Origin of the sequence: Enterococcus sp. HMSC072F02 (assembly GCF_001837725.1) — a bacterium.
In the GTDB taxonomy this organism is placed as follows: Bacteria; Bacillota; Bacilli; order Lactobacillales; family Enterococcaceae; genus Enterococcus_B; species Enterococcus_B lactis.
On record NZ_KV833901.1, the window covers coordinates 1 to 11,661 of the forward strand.

At 37.6% G+C, this 11,661-nt stretch carries 10 protein-coding genes and 1 pseudogene; all 11 read left to right on the forward strand.

What is annotated here, in order from left to right; genetic code table 11:
• Positions 1-192: 192 nt before the first annotated feature.
• Positions 193-873: a WxL domain-containing protein gene (locus HMPREF2731_RS02065; protein WP_070704530.1), complete on the forward strand. Its 681-nt coding sequence runs from the start codon at positions 193-195 to the stop codon at positions 871-873.
• An 89-nt stretch (positions 874-962) separates the two neighbouring features.
• Positions 963-1,997 (forward strand): annotated as a pseudogene (locus tag HMPREF2731_RS02070) (DUF916 and DUF3324 domain-containing protein).
• Between the two features lie 13 nt (positions 1,998-2,010).
• Positions 2,011-2,346 carry a hypothetical protein gene (locus HMPREF2731_RS02075; RefSeq protein ID WP_070704556.1) on the forward strand — a complete coding sequence of 112 codons (336 nt, stop codon included), beginning with the start codon at positions 2,011-2,013 and terminating at the stop codon, positions 2,344-2,346.
• Positions 2,330-2,854, forward strand: a complete 525-nt coding sequence (locus tag HMPREF2731_RS15210) for a hypothetical protein (protein WP_070704526.1) — start codon at positions 2,330-2,332, stop codon at positions 2,852-2,854. The genes HMPREF2731_RS02075 and HMPREF2731_RS15210 overlap by 17 nt, the downstream gene beginning before the upstream one ends.
• A gap of 180 nt (positions 2,855-3,034) precedes the next feature.
• Entirely contained in the window at positions 3,035-4,810 is a 1,776-nt protein-coding gene (locus HMPREF2731_RS14980; protein ID WP_227326358.1) for a hypothetical protein, read from the forward strand.
• Positions 4,811-4,865: 55 nt separating this feature from the next.
• Complete coding sequence (locus HMPREF2731_RS02090; protein ID WP_070704523.1) at positions 4,866-6,425, forward strand: AcpB/EbpR/MafR family transcriptional regulator; 1,560 nt, start codon at positions 4,866-4,868, stop codon at positions 6,423-6,425.
• Positions 6,422-7,786: an NAD(P)/FAD-dependent oxidoreductase gene (locus HMPREF2731_RS02095; protein ID WP_070872231.1), complete on the forward strand. Its 1,365-nt coding sequence runs from the start codon at positions 6,422-6,424 to the stop codon at positions 7,784-7,786. Before HMPREF2731_RS02090 ends, HMPREF2731_RS02095 begins: the two co-directional genes overlap by 4 nt.
• A gap of 171 nt (positions 7,787-7,957) precedes the next feature.
• Complete coding sequence (locus HMPREF2731_RS02100) at positions 7,958-9,028, forward strand: ABC transporter permease (RefSeq protein ID WP_002296464.1); 1,071 nt, start codon at positions 7,958-7,960, stop codon at positions 9,026-9,028.
• 14 nt (positions 9,029-9,042) lie between these two features.
• Complete coding sequence (locus HMPREF2731_RS02105; protein WP_002296462.1) at positions 9,043-9,711, forward strand: ABC transporter ATP-binding protein; 669 nt, start codon at positions 9,043-9,045, stop codon at positions 9,709-9,711.
• Between the two features lie 19 nt (positions 9,712-9,730).
• Positions 9,731-10,309: a TetR/AcrR family transcriptional regulator gene (locus tag HMPREF2731_RS02110; protein ID WP_002295080.1), complete on the forward strand. Its 579-nt coding sequence runs from the start codon at positions 9,731-9,733 to the stop codon at positions 10,307-10,309.
• 402 nt (positions 10,310-10,711) lie between these two features.
• Positions 10,712-11,626 (forward strand): N-acetylmuramoyl-L-alanine amidase family protein, encoded by a 915-nt coding sequence (locus HMPREF2731_RS02115; RefSeq protein ID WP_070704517.1) that lies wholly within the window; start codon positions 10,712-10,714, stop codon positions 11,624-11,626.
• The last annotated feature ends 35 nt before the right edge of the window (positions 11,627-11,661 follow it).

Consider the following 11,661-nt stretch of genomic DNA (forward strand, 5'->3'; position numbering starts at 1 on the left):
TAGTTGTCTAGCTTAATTTTACAATCGGCGTACTTAATAAAAAAGGAAGAATATTCATGTAAACGATTTTATTGTTTTTTTCTCTTTTATACAAAAAGGGTCATAATTTCAAGTAAGCGGATGAATTCATGAGGATTTTTTGCATACTGTCTCTACTATACTTAGGTCACTAAGAAAAAGGAGTGATTTATTATGAAAAAGAACATGATTGGGACATTATTACTTTCAACACTTCTTCTAGGCGGCTTGGCAACACCAGCTTTTGCTGAGGGTCAAGCGACTTCAAAAGGAGATATTACCTTTACTGAACCAACAAATACCGTTGAGCCTCTTAACCCTACTGATCCTTCAAAACCAGTAGAGCCAGCAGATCCGGAAAATCCAGCAACTGGCCAGACAGGTTCTTTAACATTGGATGTAGTTCCTGAATTGCCATTTGGTACACACGAGATTGAAAGCGGAACAAAAACGTATCAAGTAGACGCTTCAAAAAACGATACACCTTATCTCCAAGTATCAGATCGTCGAGGTGTAGGTGCAGATGGCCAAGCACAAGGGTGGAACGTGACAGTTTCGGTTTCAGATTTTGTAAACGGTTCACAAGTTTTGCAAGGCGCTGAATTAGATTTTAGAACATCCACTGTTAAAAGTACGTCAGATAACGAATCCACTGGACCAACTAGTCAAACTGTAACTGGGTTGAGTAAAGCAAGTGCAGCGACACCAATATTTACAGCAGCAAAAGATCAAGGTCTGGGAACATGGCTTTCTGTTTATGATCCAGCAAATATCACACTGAAAGTGCCGAAAGCAGCAGCTGGAACATTCACGGCTGATTTGACTTGGAACCTCGTGGCTGGCCCAGTAGCATAGAGTATGAAATAAATTCAACAAACTGCGGTGAAAATACTATAGGTGAAGGATTTTTTACCGCAGTTGTTGTTGAAAGGATGTGGTGGACAATGAATCAAAGTAAACGACTGTTTGTTTCGTTTTTTTCTATTTTAAGTCTATTTTTCATTTTTCCGTCAATCAGCCAAGCAAAGGATTCAGCAGGAGACTTTGGAATCAAACCGGTATTTCCAGAGAACCAAATAGATAAAGCAATCGGTTATTTTGATTTATTAGTGGCACCGGAACAAAATCAGACACTAGAAGTAATTATCAGCAATTCTTCAGATGAAGAACGAACATTTGAGGTCTCTGTCAATCCGGCGGTAACGAGTGATGGTGGAACGATCGATTATAGTCAAAAAAAACCAACGTTAGATGAGACATTGCCGTTTGATGTCCGTGACGTTTTGCTCATTGCGAAAAAGGAAATCAATGTATCAGCACATGCAGAAACAACTATACCTATAGAAGTGAAAATCCCAGCAAAAAGCTTTAAGGGACGTGTATTAGCGGGTATTCATGTTTCACCTAAAGAAGAAGCTGAAACAGAAAATGCTACAGAAGGAGCACAAATCAAAAATCGTATTGCTTATAATCTCGCAGTCGTTTTACAAGAAAGTCAAGAGACGATAGAACCGGATCTGAAACTTTTATCAGGAGATTTGGACGAGGTCAACGCAAAGCCAACTGTTCAGCTTCGTTTCCAAAATACTCAGCCTAGGATTATCAGCAATTTGATATTTACGAGCAAGATCTTTTATGAAAATCAGCTTTATATTGAAAATACGTCTAATGAATTTTTAGTTGCACCAAATTCGAATTTTCACTTGAATCTTGATTTAGCTGGTGATAAAGCAAAAGCCGGCGATTACCGCGCAGAAATCATAGCAAAATCAGGCGACAGTAATGAATGGTGATTTACACAAAACTTTACGATCAAAAAAGAAAAAGCACAAAAAGTAAATGAAAATTCCGTTTTTGCAGTACAAGAACAATCTTTCCCATGGCTTTATGCAGGATTGGTTGCTGCAGTTCTAGTGTTATGGTTGATTTTGCTGTTTTTGTGGGTCCACAAGAAAAAGAAAAAAGGAGAAACAACATGATGAGGTGATTTCGTTGAAAACATCGATCTTATTGGGAGGGATTATTGCAAGTTTGCTGTTCTTCAGCTGGCAAGAGCCAGTCCAAGCAGATACCAAAAGTTCAGGTACGATTACATTTTATGATCTAAGTCCAGTTCCGCATCCAAGTGGTTCAGTCAATGGCGCATCAAAACAGCAGACACAGCTACCGATTTATAAAGAATCTAATCAACATGGCGTATTCCCGGAGACGAATGAAGAAAAGATCCGTTTTCTTTATTTGATCATTGGTATAGAATTATGGCTTCTTGCGTGGTTGTTGTTTTGGAGAAGAAAGGAAAAGGAGGATGAACATGTTGCTACAAAATAAATTTTCATTTTTTCGCTCCTTCTTTTTTACTTCGCTTTTTGTTTTAAGTATATTTATCTTTTCACCTTCGGCAGAAGCTGTTGGAGCAACGCCTCCTGCCATTTCTTATGATCCATACACGTATGAAAATATCGTACCTCCAAATGGTGGACGTAGTGCAGTCAATGGCGGGAAGCTTGTCCAACTAACTGGGGCTAACCAATTGCCTAAATTGACTGCTACTTATTTGAACGATGGTTCAAATGATTCTTGGAAAGGTGGCACGGTCCGTTTTCATTGGGAAAGCCATGTGAAACTAACAAATGTACTTGATTTGGTGAATATCACTGCACAAGGATTTGCATTTGTGGCGATCATCAATTTGCCGGAACATGTATCAAGCAGTGATGTATTAAAAGCAATTGACTGGAACAACGCCTACTTGTATATTGCCGGTGCCCCCATCAAGGTTACTAGCGGAAGTTTATTATCAGCAGGAAGCCATACCTTGCGTTTTGGGATGGGGTAGTGGGATACAAATACTCTATTGGCAGATATTATTGCTATTATTACGCGAGGAGAATTCAACGTGGACGATATCCCGCTTCAATTTGATGTTACAGCTAATGTCGCGAAGATGACAGAAAACGGAGATAAATATGATACGAGTCCAAACAAAATTTTGACCAAGGGTAAATTACAACCTTCTATGTCTAAAAAGGCCGTTTTTTCTGTTGATTTTTATGATTCGAATAATATTATCCAAGATCGTATGTTCAATTCGATTTTAGCTCCAGCTGCAGGTAGATTTTATCCTAAATTAACTGGCGGAAACTTGAATCCAGGAGCATATGCATTTTCTGCAAGTGCAGAGATAAATACGTGGAATAGTTACATCTCAACAAGTGATTCAACAGGAAAATATAATACATTTGCTGATACCACAGAATACGTGGATGGAAATAACCAGAACCTTCCAGGCTCTACCAATAGTCGGACATTGACGATGGGGCTGACTGAAGGACGTTTTGATCAGTTGCCATTTAGTCGCTTTGATCGCGTAGTCAACTATTTTACAGGAAAAAACGTTACACAAGGAGCAATACTGACTCATACTCCAGCAAGCACAAGTGGATTGAATCAGACAGCCAATATCGTGTACAGTGGGAAAGATGCGCAAGGCGGATTGCTTTCTCCTGTTGCTTTAAAGGTATTGGAGCAGTACAAGCTAGACGGAACGGTTTTACCAACAAACTTAACAGCCGATAGTCAGTGGGGAAAGCTCCTTTCTTCTGCATCGTACCAAGTCACGGCCAATTGGTCAGCAACTGAACTAAAAAAGGGTTCGATCCATTACAGGCTTTATTCGAAAGGAACCCAAAAATTAGCGACAGGATGGACAGATCAACTTTTCCAAACGATCCAATCAAATAACGGGGGTGTAAATACAGCTACTTCTACACTACCTGCATTGGCTTCAGGGCAATATTATTTTGATTATCGCTTGGTGGACGATGTACTTACTAACATGTATCCGTCTTTTGCGTACAAATGGCAGTCTGAACAAGCTAGAATCACCACTCTTCCTCAAATAACAGTGGCTAATTTTCCATCTGTGAGTGCAGATAGTCAGCTAAAAAACCTTAGCAGACAACCTGAGACAGGAGATCCCCTGTCTGCTCTATCAGGAGATACGATTCAAGAAAATGTGAACTTCACGTTAACAAAATCTGGGGATGCGATAACCGACAAAAAAATCACGATCTCACTTCCTGAAAATACTACTTATATCAATGGTTCCTTAAAATTAAATGGTACAACTATCGCAGATACCGGCATTCAACAAGGAGTATCTGTCCCAGCAGATTTATTGAGCAAAGTCGGCGATACCATTCATCTTACTTACAACTATCAATTAAATACTGTAGATACTTCTGTACAATCCGTCAGCATACTGACAAAGGCAGCTGTACTTTCCAGCAATATTACATTAGCAGATGGTGCTAAGCTTCCTAACCCAGTTGTCCAAACATCTGCTAAAACAATTCTTGTCCCCAAACAAGAATTAACATTAGTTAATGTACCAGATGATTTTACATTTGGTAACGATCTCCCCAAACCGTTGAAGACAAGTTATTATGAAGCAAAAGGCGATTTTTCTTTTGATGTGCGGGATACTCGGCTTCCAAGCACGTCTCCTTGGCAACTGACAGGGACATTGACTTCTTTATTTAAGAATGATCAAGGTCAAGAATTAAGCGGAACAAAATTATACTTCAATCATTCTGGATCAAAACAATTGATTCAGCAAGGTCAAAACACGTTGATTTATGAGAGTGATGGAACAGCTAAAGGAGAGGTTCTCGTTGACTTTCCCGATACCGATGGTTTACTCTTAGAGGTAAATAGCAGTACGAATGCTCAACCTGGCGCAACGTATCAAGGCATGGTCACATGGGAACTGACAGCTGGGCCAACCAGCTAAGTGATTAGAATTTGTATGGATCTGTGATAACTGTCACAGATCCTCTTTTTCAAGGATGAGAAGGAAACTTCTGCTGTTAAAATCAGAAATGCTTGGAGGAGTGGACTTGGAACTTTTCAGTTTGCTTGAAAAAAATGAACAACGGCAAATCAAACTTTTCCAACTTTTATTAGAGGAAAAAGGAGAGATTTCCGTTAATAACGTACTTACCCGCTTATCAGTTGATCGGGCTACCTTGAAAGAAGATCTGTTTTATTTACAAGCTAACTTGGAAAATATCAAACAATTGGAAATTGTTATCCAAGAAGGGAATATTTTATTAATCAGACATGGAAATATAGCAGCAGTCGATGTTTATTATCATTGCTACTTGCGCTATTCTACAAAATATCAGATACTTCTTTATCTGTTGGAAAATGGCTCATTTGATCGGCAGAAACTTGTCATGGAACTTAATATCAGTTCGGCTACTTTGTCTCGCAGAGTGAAGGAATTAAATGATTCTTTAAATGAGTTTCATCTGAAAATAAAAAGCGGGCGGCTGACCGGTCCAGAAAGTCAAATTTGTTATTTTTATTTCCAATTATTTTGGTTTGGACGTCCTTATCTTGAAAACAAAAAAGAATACAGTGATTTATCAGGAAACACTTTTTTAGATCTGCTGCAAAAAGAGTTTAGTTTTGCTATTACAGAAGAAGGACGATTGAAATTTGAAATATGGCTTTCCATTATGAAGAAGCGAATGCGCTGTACGAAAAAATCCAAACCAGATTATAGCAATCTTCCTGTTGGATTGTTTCAAACGACACAATTTTTATTGGACCTCCATACATTTTTGACCCGTTACTTCTTTCAATATGCCTTTCCTTGGAATCAAAATGAAACGTTGGTTTTTTATCTTTTCATGATCAGTAACTTTACATTAGATACACATAACTCGCATGTCCAGGAGTTTTTGATAAGCGAAAAATACAAAGACGACGTAGTAGCTCAATTGAATCGAACGTTTAAACAATCGATAGAAGAATATTTCTCTTTTTATGTTTTTCCAGAAGAGATTTCGCAAAAGATTGCGTTGACAGTGATGCAAAATCACGCTCATTTTGCCTATTTTAGAGGATGGATGAATATTTTTGGCCAAGAAGGATTAAAACAGCGGTTAACTGAAGTAGAAGATAAACAATTCCTGGTTTTATGTGAAAGATTGGTCAGACAAACATTTGCTATTGTTGATTTTACTGAAGTAGACGAGGAAAATGCCCGCTTTGAATTATTTGCTCGCTATGCATCTATTTTGCGGACGCTGATCAAGCAGTTAGAATTACGTCTGCAAATTGCTTATGATCTTCCTTATGAAAGGCTAATGGCGGATATCGTGAAAGAAATCATCCAGGAACAATTGCTGAATACGATCAAATATGATTTAGTCGAATACGAGAAAGAAAAGCAGTATGATATCATTTTGACTAGCCAATTGAAAGAGTACCCGTCACAGAAGTCCGCTAAAGTTTTTGTATTCACTAGCAACGAATATAATTATGATTTCCCCTATTTGAACCAATTTTTAAAAGAATGTTATTTAGAAAAATTGAATTTAAGGATGAATAAAACATGAAAATCGTGATCATTGGTGCTTCCCATGCAGGCATCACAGCTGCCCTAAATCTAAGAAAACTTCAACCGAAAGCAGAAGTTTTACTGATCGATGAAGATCATAAAGATGGACTAGGCTATGTTTCAAATGGAATCAACCTTTATTTAAAAGGAAAGATACGTAGTTTAGCTGAAGTTGCCCATAACATGCGGACTCTTCAAGAAAGTGGGGCAAAACTGATCACCGAATGGAGAGTAACTGAACTTGATCCAGACAAACATCAGCTCATCCTCGCATCCAAAGAAGGAAAAAACGAGACCATAACCTATGATAAATTAATCGTAGCAACAGGTTCCTCTCCTGTCACCTTGTATAAACAAATTGAAGCTGAAAATGTCTACACCTATAAAAATCTAGTGCAATCTAAACAAGTACTTGCCGCTTTAAAAGAAGCAAAAGAAGTAGTGATCTTCGGTGCTGGTTATATTGGATTGGAATTAGCAGATGCTTTGAGAAATAAAGGATACATTATTCATCTAGTTGATTATATGCCGAATGTTTTATCAAGATATTTCGATAAGGATATGATCAACAGTTTTCAAAATCAGCTGCAAACTAAGCAAATCAATTTTTATCCAAATGAATTCTTGATCGATTGGAAAAAATCAGAAGAGAAAGTAGTATCCGTACAACTTCTATCTCAAGCAATAAAGGCAGATATGGTCATTTTTTCTGCCCAAACTCGTCCTAATACGACATTGTTAAAAGAAAAAGTGGCTTTGTATGAGGATGAGACTGTGATAGTCAATGAATATCTACAGACAAGTGATCCGGACATCTATGCGATTGGAGATATCGTCCCAGTCAGTTTTGACAAAAATAAACGGCATCTCTTTTTACCTTTAGTTACTCGAGCTGTACATATGGCAAGAGCAGTAGCGCTAACTTTGAGTGGTCAGCCAACCGCTTACGACCTCAGACAAAAGATAACAGCAGCAGTCATTATAGACTACTTTTTAGGAACTGTAGGGCTGACAGAAGATGAAGCGCCATTCTTGGAACAAAATACCGGTTCGTGTTCAGGAGAATTTGATCTATTTCCACAATACGATGAAGAAAACAAAACAGTAAATGCAAAGCTGATCTACCATACGGATACATTAGAAATAATTGGCGGACAGCTGATAAGCCAAGAATTCTTATTATCAGATTTGAACCTGCTTGCGGATATCGTGAAACACAAAACTACGATTCCACAGCTAGCAGTTGAGGATTTTGGATTTCTGTCTGAATACACCTCTCGTTTTCACTACCTCAATGAGTTAGCTTTTAAAGTACTAGCTAAGAGAGCAAATAGCAATAGAGTAGATAAAAGACTGTGAGAAATATCACGGTCTTTTATTGTGTGGGGATATAATAAATATTAATCAATCGAGAATAAAAAAATTCATATAATGAAATAGCGGAAGAATTTTTTGAGCATAATATTCGCCAAAAATTTATCAAGTGATAAAATTGTTGTATAAAATGATTATTTCAGGAGGAGGAGTTAAATGTTTTTAGCATTAAATGAAATTATGCATTCAAAGTTACGTTATGCGTTAGTTGCAGGGGTGATGTTTTTGATCGCCTACCTGGTATTTTTTTTGACTGGGTTAGCTTATGGCTTAGCTCAAGATAATCGAACAGCAGTCGACAAGTGGGAGGCAGATTCGATTGTGCTTTCGAAAGATGCAAATTCAAATCTAGGGATGTCCATGATTACTAAGAAGATAGCAGAAGAAGTCGAAGGTGGGAAAGTGGCGTATCTTGCCCAGACACCTGGAGTCGTGACTAGTAAAGACAGTACAGAAGAAGGAAAAATCAATGTTAGCTTCTTCGGTATCGATAAAAATCAATTCATCATGCCCAATCTTGTTGAAGGAAAAGCTTTTGATAACGATGATGAGGCAGTAGGCGATATTAGTTTGAAAGAAGAATATGGTCTAGCCGTAGGAGATACAGTTAAGTTATCTGGTAGTGACAAGACGTTTAAACTAACTGGCTTTACGGATCATGCCAAATTCAATGTCTCACCAGTTCTCTATACAACCATCAATGCTTACCAAGAGATCCGCTTCGAAAAAGAAGATACAAGTGAAAATGCACGGATTAACGCAATAGTTGTCAGAGGTAAAATCAGTAATTTACCTGAAGATTTAGAACAGATCAAAATTTCTAAATTCATCAATGAATTACCTGGATATAATGCGCAAGTATTGACTTTTGGATTTATGATCGGATTTTTGATCGTTATTGCGGCTATTGTGATCGGGATTTTCATTTATGTACTGACGATGCAAAAGATTAATATCTTTGGTGTAATGAAAGCACAAGGGATCACAGGAGGATTTATTGCGCGTTCTGTAGTGGCACAAACATTCATTTTATCATTTGTTGGTATTCTTCTTGGTCTATTAGGAACAGTGGGAACATCCCTTGTTCTACCTGATGCGGTTCCATTCCAAAGCAATTGGCTGTTTTTTGGCGTCATTAGCTTGTTGATGCTGGTAGTAGCTGTGTTAGGCGCACTATTTTCTGTTCGGACAATCGTAAAAATCGATCCGTTGAAGGCAATTGGATAAGAAGGAGGAAGAGCATGAAAGCAATAGAATTTAAAGAAGTAGAAAAAAGTTTCCAAGATGGCGACCAAGTAGTTAAAGCATTGAAAGAAACAACCATGAGTATCGATAAAGGGGAATTTGTTGCAATCATCGGTCCTTCTGGTTCAGGTAAAAGTACTTTTTTGACTTTGGCAGGCGGATTGCAGACGCCTAGCAGTGGCTCTGTATTTATCAATGATCAAGAATTCAGTAATCAAAAAGAAAGTGAACGCGTTAAACTACGTTTTAAAGAAATTGGCTTTATTTTGCAAGCTTCCAATCTGGTTCCTTTTCTGACAGTAAAAAAGCAGTTATTATTAGTAGATAAGATCAAACATGAACATCGTCAAAAAGAAGCAAAAGAATTATTTGAGCAGCTTGGCGTGGATAAGTTGATCAACAAGTATCCAGAAGAACTATCTGGTGGAGAACGGCAAAGGGTCGCAATCGCTCGTGCATTGTACAATGATCCGTCCATTATTCTAGCAGATGAACCAACTGCTAGTTTGGATTCAGAAAAGGCACGAGAAGTAGTCGATATCTTGGCAAAAGAATCAAAAGACAAAAATAAAGCAACGATCATGGTTACTCACGATACACGGCTGATTGACAAATGCGATAGAATATTTATGATGGAAGATGGTGTATTGAAAGAAAAAGAATAACCAAAAAGCAGGTGGAAAAATGGTCCATCGATACAACAAAGATACACAGCAAAAAATTTTGAAAGAAGCGACTGACTTGTTTATGTCCAAGGGATATCTCGGCACTTCAACAAGAGAGATCGCACAAAAAGTTGGGATCACCCAACCCAATCTCTATCATTATTTCGGTGATAAAGAAAAACTATATACGGCAGTTTTAGAAAACCACTTAAAAGATGTTGGAAAAGCTTTGAGAGAAATCGTTCAAACAAGCGAAACGGGATTTCAAGTAACCTTGACAAAAATGGCGCAGTTTTTGATTGAGACACATCTGGTCGATTTGTTTCTGATGCTTCACGATCTTGAAAGCAATCTTTCAAAGGAAACAAGAGATCATCTTTTCTTTCTATGGAAGAAAAATTATCGTGAACCTTTTGAAGAAATCTTTTCAGCAAACCAATCTGTGCTAAGAAATGGGATTTCAAAAGAAATCGCAGCAAGGCATTTTTTCTTAGTGTTAGCACCTTACATCACTCGGTCGAAAAGACCTGTGGAAGAACCGCTAAATGTGGCGCAATTGATCGATTTATATTTGAATGGTGTATTAGGAGAAGCGTAAAGCTGTTATATAGGGAGAAAAATAGTTAGGTGAAGAAGCAAGATATGACGAAGATCGTTATATCTTGTTTTTTTTATATAGGTAGTTTTTCATAAATACAAATTTGTTATTCTCTCATGATTATCAGGGTATATTTTTATTTATTATGTCGGTGTTCCAGGAAGTGTTTTAATTTAATAACGAAGAAATTAATTGTTTGTAGAATGAAGGAAACTATTTATTGGGTAGATGAATCACCACGAATAGTCAAAAGGAGATTTCAGGATATGCCAAAAATGAAAAAAATCATTTTAGCAGTAATGTTATTTTCTACGGTTATATCTTTTACAGTCCCTTTTTTGCGTACTTAAGCTGATTTTAAGTTTTGACCCTTAGTCTGGATCTACGAGGTGAGAGTCAAGAATGAAAAAAATAATTGGAGCTTTTGTATTTGCAATCATTATCATTATTATCTGTTTTCAAATAGATGTTTTTGGTCAAAAAAAGATAGTTGAACAAACGGTCAGCAGTACGAACAGTACGGTTACAAAGACAAAGGAATCATTTGATGATACAGAACAAGAGACATTAATCAAAATCGGAAAAAATGACCGTACACTATATACAGATGACTCGCTAACTACCCCACTTGCAACTATAAACGGCGGAGAGCTGGCGGAGTTTCTTTCTGAAACAAAAAATGCTTATCAGATCAAGACAAATGATGGCTATACTGGATATTTAGCCCTCGAAGATGGAACCAAAGTCACAAAGAATATACAAACAAAACCGGAAGAGCTATCTGATGCAGTGATTGTATTAGATCCTGGGCATGGCGGAAATGATACTGGGGCATTAAGCAATGATGAACAAACAGAAGAAAAAGATATAACATTAAGTACAGCCATAAAAGTAAAAAAGGCGCTAGAGGATGCTGGAGCAACGGTTTATTTGACCCATACTACAGATGAATTAGTACAGCTTGGAGATATATGCGACTACAGTGAAGAAAAAAAGGCAGATGTCTTTATCAGCTTACATGCAGACTCTACGGAATATGCGAATGAAGCAACTGGGATCACGACATATTATTACTATGGACAAGAGGAAACATTAGCACAAACAATCGCTGATTCCTTCACTGATCTGCCTCTGGATTCAAGAGGAATCTCCACTGGGAACTATCAAGTTCTTCGAGAAAATCTTCAACCTTCTATTTTAATCGAGATGGGTTATATGAATAATGATGGTGATTTAGAGGAATTAGTAACAGACAGTTATCAGCAGCAGATCGCTGCAAGTTTGACACAAGCATTGACCACCTATTTTCAGCAATAAATAAAGAAAGAGGTTGTGACAGAAGTGGTCAGCTT

Coding starts and splice junctions, on each gene's coding strand:
- HMPREF2731_RS14980 (WP_227326358.1), top strand. CDS start 3,035: ATGTCTAAAAAGGCCGTTTTTTCTGTTGATTTTTATGATTCGAATAAT.
- HMPREF2731_RS02090 (WP_070704523.1), top strand. CDS start 4,866: ATGAGAAGGAAACTTCTGCTGTTAAAATCAGAAATGCTTGGAGGAGTG.
- HMPREF2731_RS02105 (WP_002296462.1), top strand. CDS start 9,043: ATGAAAGCAATAGAATTTAAAGAAGTAGAAAAAAGTTTCCAAGATGGC.
- HMPREF2731_RS02100 (WP_002296464.1), top strand. CDS start 7,958: ATGTTTTTAGCATTAAATGAAATTATGCATTCAAAGTTACGTTATGCG.
- HMPREF2731_RS02095 (WP_070872231.1), top strand. CDS start 6,422: ATGAAAATCGTGATCATTGGTGCTTCCCATGCAGGCATCACAGCTGCC.
- HMPREF2731_RS02065 (WP_070704530.1), top strand. CDS start 193: ATGAAAAAGAACATGATTGGGACATTATTACTTTCAACACTTCTTCTA.
- HMPREF2731_RS15210 (WP_070704526.1), top strand. CDS start 2,330: ATGTTGCTACAAAATAAATTTTCATTTTTTCGCTCCTTCTTTTTTACT.
- HMPREF2731_RS02110 (WP_002295080.1), top strand. CDS start 9,731: ATGGTCCATCGATACAACAAAGATACACAGCAAAAAATTTTGAAAGAA.
- HMPREF2731_RS02115 (WP_070704517.1), top strand. CDS start 10,712: ATGAAAAAAATAATTGGAGCTTTTGTATTTGCAATCATTATCATTATT.